This window comes from Robiginitalea marina (assembly GCF_024006985.1).
In the GTDB taxonomy this organism is placed as follows: Bacteria; Bacteroidota; Bacteroidia; order Flavobacteriales; family Flavobacteriaceae; genus Robiginitalea; species Robiginitalea marina.
Map to the genome: position 1 here is coordinate 254,785 of NZ_JAMXIB010000005.1, position 18,010 is coordinate 272,794.

The window sequence follows — 18,010 nt, forward strand, 5'->3', positions numbered from 1 at the left end:
CGGGGCCCGTAGTTGGCTCGAAAGCAAGAAGTCTACAACGGGCTTCGGATTCCAACCTCCCCGGGAGGCTGGGGTTTTCCCGGGAGTTTTCGGGATCCGTCGTCGGCTCTGGAAGTAAACTTGTACACTAATATAAACTAAGATTAAAATCACTTAAAATGGCTAAGGCAACTTTTGATCGTTCCAAACCACACTTAAATATTGGTACTATTGGACACGTCGATCACGGTAAGACTACCCTGACCGCCGCCATCACTTCCGTGCTGGCTGCAGACGGGCTCTCTGAAACCCGGAGCTTCGATTCTATCGACAACGCTCCCGAGGAAAAAGAAAGGGGTATCACCATCAACACCTCTCACGTGGAGTACCAAACGGCCAACCGCCACTATGCCCACGTGGACTGTCCGGGTCACGCCGACTATGTGAAGAACATGGTTACCGGTGCTGCCCAGATGGATGGTGCGATCCTGGTAGTGGCCGCTACCGACGGACCCATGCCACAAACCCGCGAGCACATCCTGCTCGGACGCCAGGTTGGTATCCCGCGCCTGGTGGTGTTCCTGAACAAGGTTGACATGGTAGACGATGAAGAGCTGCTGGAACTGGTGGAAATGGAAGTGCGCGAACTGCTTTCTTTCTACGAGTACGATGGCGATAACAGCCCGGTGATTTCCGGTTCTGCCCTGGGTGCCCTGAACGGGGAGGATAAATGGGTACAGACCGTTAGGGATCTGATGGCTGCCGTTGACGAGTGGATCGAACTTCCGCAGCGCGATGTGGACAAGGAATTCCTTATGCCTGTTGAAGACGTCTTCACCATTACCGGACGTGGAACGGTTGCCACCGGCCGTATCGAAACCGGAGTGGCCAAGACAGGTGACCCCGTTGAAATCATCGGTATGGGTGCTGAAAAACTGACCTCTACCATTACCGGGGTGGAAATGTTCCGTAAGATTCTCGACCGGGGTGAGGCTGGTGACAACGTTGGAATCCTGCTGCGCGGTATCGAGAAAAAAGATATCAAGCGCGGAATGGTAATCTGCAAGCCCGGATCTGTTAAGCCCCATGCCAAATTTGAGGCTGAGGTGTATATCCTGAAAAAAGAAGAAGGTGGTCGCCATACCCCTTTCCACAATAACTATCGTCCCCAGTTCTACGTGCGTACAACGGACGTAACTGGTACCATTGTCCTGCCCGATGGGGTAGAGATGGTGATGCCGGGGGACAACCTGACCATTACCGTGGATCTTCTCCAGCCTATCGCCCTTAACGTAGGTCTGCGTTTCGCGATTCGCGAAGGAGGTCGTACGGTAGGTGCCGGCCAGGTAACCAAGATTCTTGATTAAGCGTACAAAAGCTTAGCCAAGGCAGTGAGGGGTCCCGTCCTGATCCGTATCGGGAGGGAACCCTTTCACTGTAAATACGGGTGTAGCTCAGTTGGTAGAGCACTGGTCTCCAAAACCAGGTGTCGGGAGTTCGAGTCTCTCCTCCCGTGCTGAATGATTAAAGGAATGTGCGCGTTGGATTGAATGAATTGCGATCCGTTGGCTTTTGGCACTGTGGATCGACTCAACCACCCGCACAAGATAAAACCGGATATTTTCCAGGGGAATTGCAACTTCCTTCTAAAATTAATAGCAGCGAACCATGTTGACCTATTTCAAGGAATCCTATGAGGAACTCAAGAATCACGTCACCCTGCCCAGCCGGGCCGAGGCCTCGAACCTCATGGTGATTGTGGCAGTGTTTTCCATTGTCTTTGCCCTGGCAACCTGGGGGGTGGATTCTTTGTTTTCCAAACTTATTCAGCTGTATTTTAATGCATTAATCGGTTAAGGAGTGGCTATGGCGGAAGAACTGGAGAAGAAGTGGTATGTAGTGCGCGCCGTTAGCGGACAGGAGAACAAGATCAAGGGATATATTGAGAGTGAGGTAGAGCGCCACGGTTTCGGCGACTACCTGGAAGAGGTTCTCGTCCCCACTGAAAAGGTGGTGCAGATCCGCAACGGAAAGAAAATAAACAAGGAACGGGTGTACTACCCGGGATATATTATGGTAAAGGCCCACCTGACGGGCGAGATGGTTCACGTAATCCGCTCCATTACCAACGTGATCGGATTCCTCGGGGAGACCAAGGGGGGCGACCCGGTTCCCCTGCGGAAATCGGAGGTGAACCGAATGCTTGGGAAGGTCGATGAATTGGCTATTACCTCCGATTCGGTGGCTATCCCCTTTATCATCGGGGAAACCATCAAGGTAATCGACGGCCCGTTTAACGGGTTCAACGGCACGGTGGAAAAGATCAATGAGGAGAAGCGCAAGCTCGAAGTGATGGTGAAGATCTTTGGCCGGAAAACGCCGCTGGAACTGAGCTATATGCAAGTAGAGAAAGTCTGAAAATAAATTGTTACGCTTAAAAGTGTAGTTGCTTCCAATTCAAACACACTTTTACCTTTTCCCGCAGGCCGTTCAATGTGGCCGGCGGGGGAGACCAGGACCGGGTGAAGCCGGTCGAAGTTGTAAATTAATTGAACAATGGCAAAAGAAGTAAGTAAAGTAGTTAAACTACAAGTTAGGGGAGGTGCTGCGAACCCGTCGCCACCGGTTGGACCCGCTTTAGGTGCTGCCGGCGTTAACATCATGGAGTTCTGCAAGCAGTTCAATGCGCGTACGCAGGACAAACAGGGCAAGGTATTGCCTGTTGTTATCACCGTCTATGGGGACAAGTCTTTCGACTTTGTCGTAAAAACCCCACCTGCAGCTGTTCAGCTATTGGAAGCGGCCAAAATTAAAAAAGGGTCCGGAGAACCGAACCGCGCCAAGACAGGTAGCGTTACCTGGGATCAGATTCGGCAGATTGCGGAAGACAAGATGGTTGACCTGAATGCCTTCACAACCGAATCTGCCATGAGCATGGTGGCGGGTACTGCCCGTTCCATGGGGATCAAGGTAGCCGGTAAGCGCCCTTTTTAATCATTGCAAAAGCACTTTTAGGATGTCAAAATTAACGAAGAAGCAAAAAGAAGCGCGCGCGAAAGTCGACCGCGACAAGCTCTATTCCCTGCAGGAAGCTTCTCAGCTCGTCAAGGACATTACCAATGTAAAATTCGATGCTTCCGTGGATATCGCGGTTCGCCTTGGGGTAGATCCCCGAAAGGCCAACCAGATGGTACGCGGGGTGGTAACCCTCCCCCATGGAACCGGAAAGGATGTGAAAGTCCTTGCACTGGTAACCCCTGACAAAGCGCAGGAAGCTGAGGCAGCCGGAGCCGATTTTGTCGGCCTGGACGAGTACCTGGAAAAAATCAAGGGTGGCTGGACGGATGTGGATGTGATCATCACCATGCCCAGCGTGATGGGGAAACTGGGGCCGCTTGGGCGGATCCTGGGGCCCCGCGGGCTTATGCCGAACCCCAAGACAGGTACCGTGACCATGGATGTGGCCAAGGCTGTAGCCGAAGTAAAAGCAGGAAAGATCGATTTCAAGGTAGATAAAACCGGGATTGTCCACGCAGCCATCGGAAAGGTATCTTTCCCGGCTGATAAGATCGCGGGAAATGCCAAGGAACTGATCGATACCCTGGTGAAGCTTAAGCCGGCCGCTGCAAAAGGGGTGTACATGAAGAGCATCTACCTTTCCAGCACCATGAGTCCCAGTGTTCAACTCGACCCGAAAGCGGTCTAACAAAAAACAGGGAAGATGACCAGAGAAGAAAAAGCAACTGTAATTGAAGATCTGACCGCCCAGCTGGCGGAGGGGACCACGATCTATCTGACCGATATTTCCGGTCTGGATGCCGGTACCACTTCAGATCTTCGCCGGGCCTGCTTTAAAGCAAATATTAAACTGGCGGTGGTGAAAAACACCCTGCTGGCCAAAGCCATGGAGGCTTCAGACAAGGAATTCGGCGATTTGCCGGAAGTCCTCAAGGGAAGCACCTCACTGATGATTTCCGATACGGGGAATGCGCCCGCCAAGCTGATCAAGACCTTTCGCAAAAAGTCGAATCGTCCGCTGCTCAAAGGCGCTTTCATCGAGGAAGCCATCTTCATCGGGGACGACAAACTGGATGCCCTGGTGAACATCAAATCGAAGGAAGAGGTAATCGCGGATATTGTGGCCCTGCTGCAATCCCCTGCCAAGAATGTCATTTCAGGACTGAAGTCCGGAGGCGGCAAACTGGCGGGTATCCTGAAGACCCTTTCCGAAAAATAACCGTGTACGCACTAAAACCTAAGTATAAATTTTCAAACCTATTTTAAAACGATAGAAAAATGGCAGATTTAAAAGAATTCGCAGAACAGTTGGTAAACCTTACCGTAAAAGAGGTAAACGAACTGGCTAATATTTTGAAAGAAGAATACGGCATCGAGCCTGCCGCTGCTGCAGTAGCTGTAGCTGCCGGTCCGGCCGGAGGCGATGGCGCGGAAGCCGTTGAGGAAAAAACCGAATTCGATGTAATCCTTAAAGCAGCAGGAGGTTCTAAACTGGCCGTTGTAAAACTGGTTAAGGAACTTACCGGACTCGGCCTTAAAGAAGCCAAGGAGATCGTAGACAGCGCTCCCAAGGCGGTTAAGGAAGGAATCTCCAAAGACGAAGCTGAAGGGATCAAAAATTCACTGGAAGAAGCCGGAGCTGAAGTTGAGCTTAAATAAAAGCGCCAACCACAGGGTTTAGGTTTAGGTCTTTCCGCCTCAGGGCGGCTAGACCTAAACCCTTTTATACAGGGCATATAAAGCCATATGCCGCCCATGGAGTATTCACGATCAAAATTTTGTCCATAGATGTTCACTACACAGACTGAAAGAGTAAACTTCGCATCCGCTAAGAACATACCGGAATACCCGGATTTCTTGGACATTCAGATAAAATCCTTTCAAGATTTTTTCCAGCTTGAAACAAAATCTGACGAAAGGGAGAATGAGGGCCTGTACAAGACCTTCATGGAGAACTTCCCCATCACTGATACCCGGAACCAGTTTGTTCTGGAATTCCTGGATTACTTTATAGATCCGCCCCGGTATACGATTCAGGAATGTATTGAGCGCGGGCTTACCTATAGCGTACCCCTGAAGGCACGCCTGAAGCTGTACTGTACCGACCCCGAACACGAGGATTTTGAAACCATTGTACAGGATGTGTACCTGGGTACCATCCCCTACATGACCCCCAGCGGGACCTTTGTGATCAATGGGGCAGAGCGCGTGGTGGTTTCGCAGCTGCACCGCTCCCCCGGGGTATTCTTCGGACAGTCTTTCCACGCCAACGGGACTAAGCTCTACTCGGCCCGGGTAATCCCCTTCAAGGGCTCCTGGATCGAGTTCGCCACCGATATCAATAGCGTCATGTACGCCTACATCGACCGGAAAAAGAAATTGCCGGTGACCACCCTGTTCCGCGCGATCGGGTTTGAACGCGACAAGGATATCCTGGAGATTTTTGACCTTTCGGAGGAAGTGAAGGTTTCCAAGGCCGGGCTTAAGAAAATCCTTGGCCGCAAGTTGGCAGCCCGGGTATTGAAAACCTGGCATGAGGACTTTGTGGATGAGGATACCGGCGAGGTAGTCTCCATCGAACGGAACGAGATCATACTGGATCGGGATACCGTGCTGGAGAAGGAACATGTGGACATGATTGTGGAGACGGATGTAAAAACCATCCTCTTGCACAAGGAGAACAGCACCCAAAGCGATTACGCCATCATCTACAATACCCTGCAGAAAGATCCGACCAACTCGGAAAAAGAAGCAGTGGAACATATCTACCGCCAGTTGCGGAATGCTGAGCCGCCCGATGAGGAAACGGCCCGCGGCATCATCGACAAACTTTTCTTCTCCGACCAGCGCTATAACCTGGGCGAAGTGGGACGGTACCGGATGAACAAGAAACTGGGACTCGATATCGGGATGGACAAACAGGTCCTTACCCGCGAAGATATCATTACCATCATCAAATACCTGATCGAGCTGATCAACTCCAAGGCGGAGATCGATGACATTGACCACCTCTCCAACCGGAGGGTTCGGACCGTCGGGGAACAGCTTTCCGGCCAGTTCGGGGTTGGGCTTGCCCGGATGGCCCGGACGATCCGTGAACGGATGAATGTCCGCGACAACGAGGTGTTTACGCCTATCGACCTGATCAACGCCAAGACCCTGTCTTCGGTGATCAATTCCTTTTTCGGGACTAACCAATTGTCCCAGTTTATGGACCAGACCAACCCCCTGGCAGAAATCACCCACAAGCGCAGGTTATCTGCCCTCGGGCCCGGGGGACTTTCCCGGGAGCGCGCCGGATTCGAGGTTCGGGACGTCCACTTTACCCATTACGGGCGCCTGTGTCCGATTGAAACCCCTGAAGGCCCCAATATCGGTCTGATCTCGTCCCTGTCCGTGTTCGCCAAGGTGAACCAGATGGGCTTTTTGGAGACCCCTTACCGCAAGGTGGCGGATGGGAAAGTCGATACCCAGAATTATATCTTTTTAAGTGCCGAGGAGGAAGAGGGGATGAAAATTGCCCAGGCGAATATCCCCCTGAAGAAGGACGGTACCATCGATACCGATAAGGTTATCGCCCGCCTGGAGGCAGACTACCCGGTGGTTGACCCCAAAGAGATCAACTACACCGATGTGGCGCCCAACCAGATCGCTTCCATTTCCGCCTCGCTGATCCCCTTCCTGGAGCACGATGATGCGAACCGGGCGCTGATGGGATCGAACATGATGCGGCAGGCTGTACCCCTGCTTAAACCCGATTCCCCCATCGTGGGTACCGGGCTGGAGCGGCAGGTGGCCACCGATTCCCGGGTGCTGATCAACGCCGAGGGTGACGGGGTGGTGGAATATGTGGATTCGCAGAAAATCACCATCAAGTACCAGCGCAGTGACGAAGCCCGTAAAGTAAGCTTTGACGAGGATTCCAAGACCTACGAACTGGTCAAGTTCCGCAAAACCAACCAGGGTACCTCCATCAACCTGAAACCTATCGTCCGCAAAGGCGACAAGGTGAAAAAGGGGCAGGTACTTTGCGAGGGGTATGCCACCGAGAGCGGGGAACTCGCCCTGGGGCGCAACCTCCTGGTAGCGTTCATGCCCTGGAAAGGATACAACTTCGAGGATGCTATCGTGATCTCCGAAAAAGTGGTGCGGGAAGATATCTTCACCTCAATCCATATCGATGAATACGCCCTGGAGGTCCGGGATACCAAGTTGGGGGCTGAAGAGCTTACCAACGACATCCCGAACGTTTCCGAGGAGGCTACCAAGGACCTGGATGAATATGGGATGATCCGCATTGGGGCCGAGGTGAAGCCCGGCGATATCCTCATCGGGAAGATTACCCCCAAAGGGGAATCGGACCCCACCCCGGAGGAAAAACTCCTGCGCGCCATCTTTGGCGACAAGGCCGGGGATGTAAAGGATGCCTCCCTGAAGGCACCGCCTTCCCTTAGCGGCGTGGTGATCGACAAAAAGTTGTTCTCGCGGTCTATCAAGGATAAGCGCAAGCGCAACGAGGACAAAGAGGCCATCGCCAAGCTAGAGCTGGAATACGAAGTGAAATTCCAGCAGCTCAAGGATGTGCTGGTCGATAAACTATTCCAGTTGGTCAACGGGAAAACCTCCCAGGGCGTGATGAACGACCTGGGCGAGGAAGTGCTCCCAAGGGGTAAGAAATACACCCTTAAAATGCTCAATGCCGTAGACGATTTTGCCCACCTGGTAGGGGGCAGCTGGACCACGGACAAGGACACCAACCGTTTGGTGGCCGACCTGTTGCACAATTACAAGATCAAGCTCAATGACCTGCAGGGGAACCTGAGGCGCGACAAATTCACCATTTCGGTGGGGGATGAGTTGCCGGCGGGCATCATGAAGCTGGCCAAGGTCTACATCGCCAAAAAGCGCAAGCTCAAGGTGGGCGACAAAATGGCTGGTCGCCACGGAAACAAGGGAATCGTGGCCCGGATCGTGCGTCAGGAAGACATGCCGTTCCTGGAAGACGGTACCCCTGTGGATATTGTACTGAACCCCCTGGGGGTACCTTCCCGGATGAACATCGGGCAGATTTACGAAACCGTACTCGGGTGGGCCGGACTGAAACTCGGCAGGAAGTTTGCCACGCCGATCTTTGACGGGGCTTCTCTGGACCAGATCAACAAGTACACCGACGAGGCAGGAATCCCGAGGTTCGGGCATACCTACCTTTACGACGGGGGCTCGGGGCAGCGTTTCCACCAAAAGGCTACCGTAGGGGTGATCTATATGCTCAAACTGGGCCACATGGTCGACGACAAGATGCACGCCCGTTCCATTGGGCCGTACTCCCTGATCACCCAGCAACCCCTGGGCGGGAAGGCGCAGTTCGGAGGCCAGCGCTTCGGGGAAATGGAGGTCTGGGCCCTGGAGGCCTATGGAGCCTCTGCCACCCTGAGGGAGATCCTTACCGTGAAGTCGGATGACGTGATCGGCCGCGCGAAGACCTATGAGGCCATCGTCAAGGGCGAGAGCATGCCGGAACCCGGATTGCCGGAATCTTTCAACGTACTGATGCACGAGCTCAAGGGATTGGGCCTCGACATCCGTCTGGAGGAGTAAACCCCATTGTATTTCAACTAATTTTAGCAGCATAGCATAATGGCTCGACTAAATGATACCACGACAGTAAAGCGGTTTAACAAGATTTCCATCGGCCTGGCTTCCCCGGAAGCCATCCTGGCGGAGTCCAGGGGGGAAGTCCTTAAGCCCGAAACCATCAACTACCGCACCCATAAACCGGAGCGGGACGGCCTGTTCTGCGAGCGCATCTTCGGACCCGTAAAGGATTACGAATGCGCCTGCGGGAAGTACAAGCGTATCCGCTACCGCGGCATCGTCTGCGACCGGTGCGGCGTGGAGGTGACCGAAAAGAAGGTGCGCCGCGACCGCGTGGGGCACATCAACCTGGTGGTCCCCGTGGCACACATCTGGTATTTCCGTTCACTGCCGAACAAAATCGGCTACCTCCTGGGGCTTCCATCCAAGAAGCTCGATATGATCATCTACTATGAGCGGTATGTGGTCATCCAGCCCGGTATTGCCAAGGGCCCCGATGGGGAGGAATTGCAAAAAATGGATTTCCTCACTGAGGAGGAGTACCTGAACATCCTGGAATCCCTCCCGCCGGAGAACCAGTACCTCGACGAGAACGACCCGAACAAATTCATCGCAAAGATGGGGGCAGATTGCCTCATCGATTTGCTTTCCAGGTTGAACCTGAAAGAGCTTTCGTATGAGCTGCGCCACAAGGCCCACCACGAAACGTCCAAACAGCGGAAGACAGAGGCGCTTAAGCGCCTGCAGGTTGTGGAAGCCTTCAGGGAGTCCCAGGACAACCGGGAAAACAACCCGGAGTGGATGATCATGAAGGTCATCCCCGTGATCCCGCCTGAGCTCCGTCCCCTGGTACCCCTCGATGGAGGGCGTTTTGCCACCTCCGACCTCAACGACCTGTACCGACGGGTGATCATCCGCAACAACCGCCTTAAGCGGCTGATGGAGATCAAGGCCCCTGAAGTGATTTTGAGGAACGAGAAGCGGATGCTGCAGGAGGCTGTGGATTCCCTGTTCGACAACACCCGGAAGGCCTCGGCCGTGAAGACCGAATCGAACCGTCCGCTGAAATCCCTTTCCGATTCCCTTAAAGGCAAGCAGGGGCGTTTCCGCCAGAACCTGCTAGGGAAGCGGGTAGATTACTCCGCCCGATCGGTTATTGTGGTTGGCCCTGAAATGAAGCTGTACGAATGTGGTCTTCCCAAAGACATGGCTGCCGAACTTTACAAGCCTTTTGTGATCCGCAAGCTCATCGAGCGGGGCATTGTAAAGACGGTCAAATCGGCTAAAAAGATTATCGACAAAAAGGAACCCGTGGTATGGGACATCCTGGAAAACGTGCTGAAAGGGCATCCGGTGCTCCTGAACCGGGCCCCCACCCTGCACCGTCTGGGGATCCAGGCCTTCCAGCCCCGCCTGATAGAGGGCAAGGCCATCCGCCTGCACCCCCTGGTATGTACGGCCTTCAACGCCGACTTTGACGGGGACCAGATGGCGGTACACCTGCCCCTTGGCCCGGAGGCTATCCTGGAGGCCCAGCTGCTGATGCTGGCCTCGCACAATATCCTGAACCCGGCCAATGGATCGCCAATTACCGTTCCCTCACAGGACATGGTACTGGGGTTGTATTACATGACCAAGCAGCGCAATTCCACAAAAGAATTCCCGGTGGCCGGGGAAGGGCTTACCTTCTACAGCCCGGAAGAGGTGGAAATCGCCTATAACGAGAACAAGGTAAACCTGAACGCCGGCATCAAGGTGCGGGTGAAGGACCTGAACGAAAAGGGCGAACTGGTTTACAAGATCCTGGAAACCACTGTGGGCCGGGTATTGTTCAACTCCGTGGTGCCTGAAAAGGCCGGGTTTGTAAATGAGGTGCTGAACAAGAAGTCGCTCCGAGACATCATTGGGAAGATCCTCTCCCTGACCGATGTGCCCACAACGGCGGATTTCCTCGACAAGATCAAGACCATGGGGTACAATTTCGCCTTCCGCGGGGGACTTTCCTTCAGCCTGGGCGATATCATCATCCCTGAGGAAAAGGTTGAGATGATTGCCGACGCCAATGAGCAGGTCGACAATATCATGATGAACTACAACATGGGGCTTATTACCAACAACGAGCGCTATAACCAGGTGATCGATGTTTGGACCTCTACCAATGCGCTGCTCACCGAGATGGCCATGCGTCGGATCCGGGAAGACCAGCAGGGCTTCAACTCCGTGTTTATGATGCTCGATTCGGGGGCGCGGGGCTCTAAAGAGCAAATCCGCCAGCTTACCGGGATGCGGGGCCTGATGGCCAAGCCGAAGAAATCCACGGCCGGAGGCGGTGAAATTATCGAGAACCCCATCCTTTCGAACTTCAAGGAAGGCCTTTCGATTTTGGAATACTTTATCTCCACCCACGGCGCCCGGAAGGGTCTGGCCGATACGGCCCTTAAAACGGCCGATGCCGGATACCTGACCCGACGCCTGGTGGACGTGTCCCAGGACGTGATCATCAACAGCGAAGATTGCGAAACCCTGCGCGGCATTGAGGTCGAGGCCCTCAAGAAGAATGAAGAAGTAGTGGAAACCCTCGGGGAGCGTATCCTCGGACGGGTGGCCCTGCAAGACGTTTATCACCCGATCACCGAAGAGCAGTTGCTCAGGGCCGGCCAGGAAATCCTCGAGGCTGACATCCAGCGGATCGAGGAATCCCCCATCGACAAGGTGGAGGTGCGCTCGCCCCTGACCTGTGAGGCGACCCATGGGATCTGCGCCAAGTGCTACGGCCGCAACCTGGCCACCAATAAAATGGTACAGCGGGGCGAGGCCGTTGGGGTGGTGGCTGCCCAATCCATTGGGGAGCCGGGAACCCAGCTGACCCTGAGGACCTTCCACGTGGGGGGTATTGCAGGGAACATCTCTGAAGAAAGCAAGCTGGAGGCTCGTTTTGACGGAATCGCCGAAATCGAAGACCTCAGGGTTGTACAGGGACAGGACAGCGAAGGCAAGCCAGTCGATGTGGTCATTTCCCGTACCTCTGAAATTAAACTTGCGGATGCCAAAACGGGTATTACCCTGAGCACCAATAACATCCCCTACGGATCCCAGCTCTTTGTCAAGAACGGGGCCAAGGTTAAAAAAGGCGATGTTATTTGCCAGTGGGACCCCTACAACGGGGTGATCGTTTCGGAATTCCCGGGGCAGATTGCTTACGAAAACATCGAACAGGGGGTTACCTTCCAGGTGGAGATCGACGAACAGACCGGCTTCCAGGAAAAGGTAATTTCCGAATCGCGGAACAAGCGCCTGATCCCGACCCTGCATATCAAGGATACCAAGGGTACGATATTGCGCTCCTATAACCTGCCGTTGGGCTCCCACCTGATGGTCAATGACGGGGAAAAGATCAAGGAAGGAAAGATCCTGGTGAAAATCCCGCGGAAATCGGCCAAGGCAGGGGATATTACAGGGGGTCTGCCCCGGGTTACCGAGCTTTTCGAAGCGCGTAACCCCTCGAACCCCGCCGTGGTTACCGAGATAGACGGAGTCGTTTCCTTTGGCAAGATAAAACGGGGTAACCGGGAAATCGTCATCGAGTCCAAGTTGGGCGAGGTGAAGAAGTACCTGGTGAAACTCAGCAACCAGATCCTGGTACAGGAAAATGACTACGTCCGTGCCGGCATGCCGCTGTCTGACGGTTCCATTACCCCTGAAGACATCCTGCGCATTAAGGGCCCCTCTGCCGTACAGCAGTACCTGGTCAACGAAGTACAGGAGGTATACCGTTTGCAAGGGGTGAAGATCAACGACAAGCACTTCGAGGTGGTCGTACGCCAAATGATGCGCAAGGTCGAGATCGAAGACCCGGGAGATACCACGTTCCTCGAAGGGCAACTGGTGCACAAAGACGACTTCATGATCGAAAACGATGAGATTTTCGGCAAGAAGATCGTCGAGGATGCCGGCGATTCGGAAAATCTGAAACCTGGCCAGATGGTAACCCTTCGCGAACTGCGCGACGAGAATTCCCTGCTGAAACGGGCCGACAAGGCCCTGGTTACAGCCCGGGACGCCGTGGCGGCAACGGCCACGCCTATTCTCCAGGGGATCACCCGCGCTTCCCTGCAGACCAAGTCCTTTATCTCGGCGGCTTCCTTCCAGGAGACCACCAAGGTATTGAACGAGGCTGCAGTAAGCGGCAAGGTGGATGCCCTCGAGGGCCTGAAGGAAAATGTGATCGTAGGCCACCGCATCCCGGCCGGTACGGGTATGCGCGATTACGAGAACATTATTGTCGGTTCCAAGGAGGAATACGACGAAATTATGGCCCGGAAAGAGGAGCTGAAGTTTTAATCGGAATACCCAATACCACCCCTGGCCGAAAGGCCGGGGGTTTTTATTTCAAACCCAATGTCAGAAAAGGAAAAAGAGCCCCAGAAGCAGCTCAATATCGAGCTCGACGAACAAACCGCCGAGGGTACCTATTCGAACCTGGCGATCATCAACCATTCGGTGTCCGAATTTGTGATCGACTTTATCTCCGTGATGCCGGGACGGCCGAAGGGGAAGGTCAAAAGCCGCATTATCCTTACCCCACAGCACGCCAAGAAGTTCCTTAAAGCGCTCTCCGATAATGTGCAGCGTTTCGAACAGGCCCATGGCCCCATCAAGGATTATGAGCAACCACCTATCCCACTGAATTTTGGCCCGACGGGGGAAGCCTAGAAAATAAAGAACTGCGCCTTTGGGCGCAGTTTTTTTTCCATTTGAGGCACTGGCAGCGCGCAGCAAATGCCTCTCAGCAATGCATTTATCCGGGAAGACATAATAACGCTTTCAGGGCGTTTAAAGGGCAGGGGTAGAACCACGACTGGTTCACGAAACCGGATACGGCGAAAGTCCTGGAGGTTTTGGACATATTTCCCCAAATACCCTTATTTTGCCAGTAAGAAAAACCTCAAGGTGAAAAATGAACAGTCCTGTGACCCGACGCCCCCATCTCCTGGCGTTCCTGTTTGCGGCGATTACTTTCCATATACTCCCGGCCCAAAGCGAAGACCCCTGGCAGGCCCCGCCTTCCATCGGGATCCACGGGTTTGCCGATGTGTACTATGTCTACGACTTCAATACCCCGGAGGGGTCCTTCAGGCAGGATTTCCTGTATAACCACAACCGGCATAACGAATTCAACCTGAACCTGGGGCTTTTGGGGATTCATTTGGAGCACCCAAAGTACAGAGCTCGAATTACCCTGCAGACAGGCACCTATGCCAATGACAACTACGCGGCGGAACCCGGGGTTCTGAAGAACCTGTTTGAAGCCTGGGCGGGCCTGGCGCTGAACCGGGAGAATACTTTGTGGGTAGATGCCGGGGTAATGCCCTCGCATTTGGGGTTTGAAAGTGCCATCTCCATTGAGAACCCGACCCTTACCCGCTCGCTGTCTGCGGAAAACTCCCCGTACTTTCTCACCGGGGTCCGGTTTTCGTACCAGCCCTCCGACACCTGGGAATTCGCAGCCCTGGTTGTCAACGGTTGGCAACGGATACAACGCCTGGAGGGGAATTCAATGCCTTCATTCGGCACCCAGGTAAGGCATACCCCGTCAAAGGCGTTTTCCATGAACTGGAGCACCTTTATCGGAACGGACGACCCCGACGAAACCCGAAGGATGCGGTATTTCAGCAATCTCTACGGGCAATTCAGGATTACTGAAAAAATTGGCCTGCTGGCCGGGTTTGACCTTGGATTCCAGCAGGAAAGCAGAGGGAGCACCACCTATGACCTTTGGTTCACCCCAACGCTCATTGGCCAGTATGCCCTGGAGGACCGCTGGAAAACGGCCATCCGTTTGGAGTATTACCAGGATGCCCAGGGGGTCATTATCGACACCGGAACCCCAAACGGCTTTCGCACCATTGGGCTGTCATGGAACCTGGATTACAGCCCGACCCCTTTTTTGGCATGCCGGCTGGAGGCCCGATTGATGGACAGTCGCGACCCGGTGTTCCGGGCAAATAGCGGCCTGGTGGATGATAATTTTTTTCTGGGTGCCTCCCTGGCGGTGAAGTTGGACCGGCAACTCGGGGGAGGGGCCCGGAATGATCACTAGGGAGCGGGAGTAGTTTTGAGATGGGGGGCTAAGCCCCCACCCCCCAGGTGTAAGCTAAGCCTGGGGACTGAAAGCATCAATCAGTAAGAACAAGCCCCGTACCCAAAATACCTCCCAACCCTGCACCCCCCTGGCATTATTCGAATTCCGAGGTGAAATGCAGTTTTATGGACGGGTACTTTTGCTGGGCCATCTGAAGGGAAAAGGCCGAATCGGCCAGGAAGACGAGCTGGCCCCGCTTGTCCTTGGCCAGGAATTTCTGCTTGACCCTCAGAAACTCCTTGAATTCAGGATTGTTTGGGTCTGAGGGCTCCACCCAGCAGGCTTTGTGGACATTAAAAGGTTCGTAGGTGCACTTTGCCCCGTATTCATGTTCGAGGCGGTACTGGATGACTTCGTACTGCAGGGCCCCCACGGTGCCGATAACTTTCCGGCCGTTCAACTCAAGGGTAAAAAGTTGCGCCACCCCTTCGTCCATCAGCTGGTCCACGCCTTTGGCGAGTTGTTTGGCCTTCATGGGGTCGGCATTGTTGATGTAGCGGAAGTGCTCGGGCGAAAAGGACGGAATCCCCTTGTAGTGCAGTACCTCGCCTTCCGTAAGGGTATCCCCGATCTTGAAATTCCCGGTGTCGTGTAGGCCCACAATGTCTCCGGGGAACGACTGGTCGACCACCTCTTTCTTTTCGGCAAAAAAGGCATTGGGGCTCGAGAATTTCAGGGTCTTGTCCAGGCGCACGTGAAGATAGGGTTTGTTGCGCTCAAAGGTCCCCGAAACAATTTTTACAAAGGCCAGGCGGTCGCGGTGCTTGGGGTCCATGTTGGCGTGGATTTTAAAGACAAAGCCCGTCATCTGCCGCTCCGAGGGTTCCACAACCCGTTCTTCGGCCTTTTTAGGACGTGGTGGCGGGGCGATTTCCACAAAGCAGTCCAGCAGTTCCCACACCCCGAAATTATTCAATGCCGATCCGAAGAACACGGGTTGCTGCCCCCCGGTAAGGTAGGCCTCCCGGTCAAAAGACGGGTATACCCCCTCCACCAGCTCGAGGTTTTCGCGCAGGGTGGATGCTGCCTTCGCGCCGATCAGGCGTTCCAACTCGGGGCTCGACAGGTCTTCGAAGGCGATGGTTTCTTCGATGTTTCTCTTGCTGTCGCCGGTGAAGAGGTTGATGTTTTTCTCGTAAATGTTGTAAATCCCCTTAAAATCGTATCCCATCCCGATAGGGAAACTCAGGGGGGTCACCTGCAGGCCCAGTTTTTGTTCCACCTCGTCCAACAGGTCAAAGGCGTCCTTACCCTCCCGGTCCATCTTATTGATAAAGACGATCATAGGGATTTGGCGCATCCGGCAGACCTCTACCAGTTTCTCGGTCTGCTCCTCCACCCCCTTGGCCACGTCGATGACCACGATAACGCTGTCGACGGCGGTAAGGGTTCGAAACGTGTCTTCGGCGAAGTCTTTGTGGCCCGGGGTGTCCAGGATATTGATTTTCTTGTCTTTATAGTGAAAGGCCAGAACGGAAGTTGCCACGGAAATCCCGCGTTGCCGTTCGATTTCCATGAAATCGCTGGTAGCCCCCTTTTTGATTTTATTGCTTTTCACCGCCCCGGCTTCCTGTATTGCCCCCCCAAAGAGGAGGAGTTTTTCGGTTAGGGTGGTCTTTCCCGCATCCGGGTGGGAGATGATCCCAAAGGTCCGGCGGCGTTTTATTTCCTCGGTAAAGGTCACGCTGAAAAATTTGTGCAAAAGTACCAAAAAAACCCGGTCCGCTGCTATGTCGGACCCCCCGACAAAACCACGCTCTGAGAATTTATCAACAATTGCCTGCTTAATATCCACAGGGGCTGATCGGTAAACGGCACAATCGCCGGATTTCCCGTATTTTCGCCCGGATTTGGAAATGGATATTTTATCGATGAACGGTTTCAGTGCGAATCTATTCTGTTCATTCAGCGAAAAATATCTTCCGTTGGGCCAAAAAAAGAGTAATGGTTCCGGTATCACGGAGCCCCGAGGTTAGGTTGCCGTAATTTTACGGTTAGACAGCCTTAGCGTTGTTGCCAAGTAACCTGCTTGGCGCATGGAAAAATCCTTGAATGAGGTCCTTTCCGGCAAACACAAGGAAGAATGACCCCAAATCATTACCCGATGAAGTACATTATTTTATTGCTTCTTAGCTTGGCCTTATCAGGTGCCCGCGGGGAGGAAACTCCCTGGGCACTCAATCCGCCAAATCCTTTTCTGTCAAACCCGCACGAAGACACCGACCGTGACGGCGTGCCTGATGGTACCGATATCGATTCTGATAACGATGGCATCGTGGATTCCATTGAAGATGCGAACTCCGATGGGGATTCCAACCCCTATACCAACCCAACGGATACAGATGGGGATGGGATTCCTGATTACCTGGATCTGGATTCTGATAACGATGGCATATTGGATAATTTGGAAGCCCAGGCACCAGGGGTTTATATTGCACCTTCAGGGGTCGATTCAGATGGCAATGGCCTGGATGATGCCTATGAGGAATCTCCCGGCAGCTGCGGAGGCTTGATACCAGTAGATACCGATCAGGATGGGGTACCCGATTATCTGGACATTGATTCCGATAATGATGGGATTCTCGACAACCGGGAGGCCCAGTCGACAGGTAACTTCACCCCACCTTCCGGGCAGGACCTGAATCAGAACGGCCTCGACGATGTCTATGAGGAAACCGGCGATGAAATTTGCGATTTCAATAGTCGCGATACCCGCTATCAGGGAACTGATAAGGTCATCCTGTGCCACCGGGAGAACAAAAACCCGGGGGGAAAGTTTCGATACCACCAGATCAGTGTGGCACCTGCCGCTGTACAGGCCCACCTCGACCACGGAGACACCGTGGGGCCCTGCAACCAGGCCATCACCCCCTTTACGGGTGGACTAGGTCCATGGAATACCGATGGGGATTGCCAGCCCGATTTTAGGGACATTGATTCGGATAATGACGGAATCCTGGATGTTGTGGAAGCACAGGATAGCAGTACGTTTCAGGAACCCTGCGGTATAGATAGTGACCACAACGGTTTAGATGACCATTTTGAGTCCCATCCGGGTTCCGGAGAGGGTAATTATCCGCTTAATACTGACGGGGACTTACAACCTGATTTCAGAGACATCGACTCCGACAACGACGGCATCCCCGACAACTTGGAAGGCCAGCCCACGGACGGGTATGTGCCGCCCACCGGTACGGACACGGACGGCAATGGCCTGGATGATGCGTATGAAGGCACCGGTGCGGAAGGGATTACCCCCGAGAACACCGATGGCAC

General features: G+C 53.9%; 12 protein-coding genes, 1 tRNA gene and 1 pseudogene. 13 read left to right on the forward strand and 1 reads right to left on the reverse strand.

All coding sequences use genetic code 11. The features are described from left to right. Positions 1 to 158 precede the first annotated feature (158 nt). The 12 genes from tuf to NG653_RS08600 all read left to right on the forward strand — a co-directional run bounded on the left by tuf (position 159) and on the right by NG653_RS08600 (position 14,692). Complete coding sequence (tuf, locus tag NG653_RS08545) at positions 159 to 1,346, forward strand: elongation factor Tu (protein WP_252741273.1); 1,188 nt, start codon at positions 159 to 161, stop codon at positions 1,344 to 1,346. 76 nt (positions 1,347 to 1,422) lie between these two features. Further along, positions 1,423 to 1,495, forward strand: a tRNA-Trp gene (locus NG653_RS08550). Between the two features lie 152 nt (positions 1,496 to 1,647). Beyond that, positions 1,648 to 1,836, forward strand: a complete 189-nt coding sequence (gene secE, locus NG653_RS08555; protein WP_252741274.1) for a preprotein translocase subunit SecE — start codon at positions 1,648 to 1,650, stop codon at positions 1,834 to 1,836. A 9-nt stretch (positions 1,837 to 1,845) separates the two neighbouring features. Beyond that, positions 1,846 to 2,397 carry a transcription termination/antitermination protein NusG gene (nusG, locus tag NG653_RS08560; protein WP_252741275.1) on the forward strand — a complete coding sequence of 184 codons (552 nt, stop codon included), beginning with the start codon at positions 1,846 to 1,848 and terminating at the stop codon, positions 2,395 to 2,397. Positions 2,398 to 2,535: 138 nt separating this feature from the next. Beyond that, positions 2,536 to 2,973: a 50S ribosomal protein L11 gene (gene rplK, locus NG653_RS08565; RefSeq protein WP_252741276.1), complete on the forward strand. Its 438-nt coding sequence runs from the start codon at positions 2,536 to 2,538 to the stop codon at positions 2,971 to 2,973. Between the two features lie 22 nt (positions 2,974 to 2,995). Beyond that, on the forward strand, positions 2,996 to 3,685 hold the full coding sequence (gene rplA, locus NG653_RS08570) for a 50S ribosomal protein L1 (protein ID WP_252741277.1): 690 nt from the start codon (positions 2,996 to 2,998) through the stop codon (positions 3,683 to 3,685). A gap of 15 nt (positions 3,686 to 3,700) precedes the next feature. Beyond that, on the forward strand, positions 3,701 to 4,216 hold the full coding sequence (rplJ, locus tag NG653_RS08575) for a 50S ribosomal protein L10 (RefSeq protein WP_252741278.1): 516 nt from the start codon (positions 3,701 to 3,703) through the stop codon (positions 4,214 to 4,216). Between the two features lie 59 nt (positions 4,217 to 4,275). Beyond that, positions 4,276 to 4,656 carry a 50S ribosomal protein L7/L12 gene (gene rplL, locus NG653_RS08580; RefSeq protein ID WP_252741279.1) on the forward strand — a complete coding sequence of 127 codons (381 nt, stop codon included), beginning with the start codon at positions 4,276 to 4,278 and terminating at the stop codon, positions 4,654 to 4,656. A gap of 129 nt (positions 4,657 to 4,785) precedes the next feature. Beyond that, positions 4,786 to 8,595: a DNA-directed RNA polymerase subunit beta gene (rpoB, locus tag NG653_RS08585; RefSeq protein WP_252741280.1), complete on the forward strand. Its 3,810-nt coding sequence runs from the start codon at positions 4,786 to 4,788 to the stop codon at positions 8,593 to 8,595. Between the two features lie 39 nt (positions 8,596 to 8,634). Further along, positions 8,635 to 12,933 carry a DNA-directed RNA polymerase subunit beta' gene (gene rpoC / locus NG653_RS08590; protein WP_252741281.1) on the forward strand — a complete coding sequence of 1,433 codons (4,299 nt, stop codon included), beginning with the start codon at positions 8,635 to 8,637 and terminating at the stop codon, positions 12,931 to 12,933. Positions 12,934 to 12,990: 57 nt separating this feature from the next. Beyond that, complete coding sequence (locus tag NG653_RS08595; RefSeq protein ID WP_252741282.1) at positions 12,991 to 13,305, forward strand: DUF3467 domain-containing protein; 315 nt, start codon at positions 12,991 to 12,993, stop codon at positions 13,303 to 13,305. Positions 13,306 to 13,549: 244 nt separating this feature from the next. Beyond that, entirely contained in the window at positions 13,550 to 14,692 is a 1,143-nt protein-coding gene (locus NG653_RS08600; RefSeq protein WP_252741283.1) for a porin, read from the forward strand. A gap of 136 nt (positions 14,693 to 14,828) precedes the next feature. On the opposite strand, the gene NG653_RS08605 is transcribed toward NG653_RS08600, so the two are convergent. Beyond that, positions 14,829 to 16,418, reverse strand: coding sequence for a peptide chain release factor 3 (locus tag NG653_RS08605; RefSeq protein WP_252741284.1), 1,590 nt, complete (start codon positions 16,416 to 16,418; stop codon positions 14,829 to 14,831). A gap of 420 nt (positions 16,419 to 16,838) precedes the next feature. Between NG653_RS08605 and NG653_RS08610 the strand changes: the two are divergent. Next, positions 16,839 to 18,010: pseudogene (locus NG653_RS08610) on the forward strand (hypothetical protein); the annotation flags it as partial.

What these genes read in the sequence shown, in the direction of transcription:
- tuf (WP_252741273.1), top strand. Translation starts at nt 159, where the DNA reads ATGGCTAAGGCAACTTTTGATCGTTCCAAACCACACTTAAATATTGGT.
- secE (WP_252741274.1), top strand. Translation starts at nt 1,648, where the DNA reads ATGTTGACCTATTTCAAGGAATCCTATGAGGAACTCAAGAATCACGTC.
- nusG (WP_252741275.1), top strand. Translation starts at nt 1,846, where the DNA reads ATGGCGGAAGAACTGGAGAAGAAGTGGTATGTAGTGCGCGCCGTTAGC.
- rplK (WP_252741276.1), top strand. Translation starts at nt 2,536, where the DNA reads ATGGCAAAAGAAGTAAGTAAAGTAGTTAAACTACAAGTTAGGGGAGGT.
- rplA (WP_252741277.1), top strand. Translation starts at nt 2,996, where the DNA reads ATGTCAAAATTAACGAAGAAGCAAAAAGAAGCGCGCGCGAAAGTCGAC.
- rplJ (WP_252741278.1), top strand. Translation starts at nt 3,701, where the DNA reads ATGACCAGAGAAGAAAAAGCAACTGTAATTGAAGATCTGACCGCCCAG.
- rplL (WP_252741279.1), top strand. Translation starts at nt 4,276, where the DNA reads ATGGCAGATTTAAAAGAATTCGCAGAACAGTTGGTAAACCTTACCGTA.
- rpoB (WP_252741280.1), top strand. Translation starts at nt 4,786, where the DNA reads ATGTTCACTACACAGACTGAAAGAGTAAACTTCGCATCCGCTAAGAAC.
- rpoC (WP_252741281.1), top strand. Translation starts at nt 8,635, where the DNA reads ATGGCTCGACTAAATGATACCACGACAGTAAAGCGGTTTAACAAGATT.
- NG653_RS08595 (WP_252741282.1), top strand. Translation starts at nt 12,991, where the DNA reads ATGTCAGAAAAGGAAAAAGAGCCCCAGAAGCAGCTCAATATCGAGCTC.
- NG653_RS08600 (WP_252741283.1), top strand. Translation starts at nt 13,550, where the DNA reads ATGAACAGTCCTGTGACCCGACGCCCCCATCTCCTGGCGTTCCTGTTT.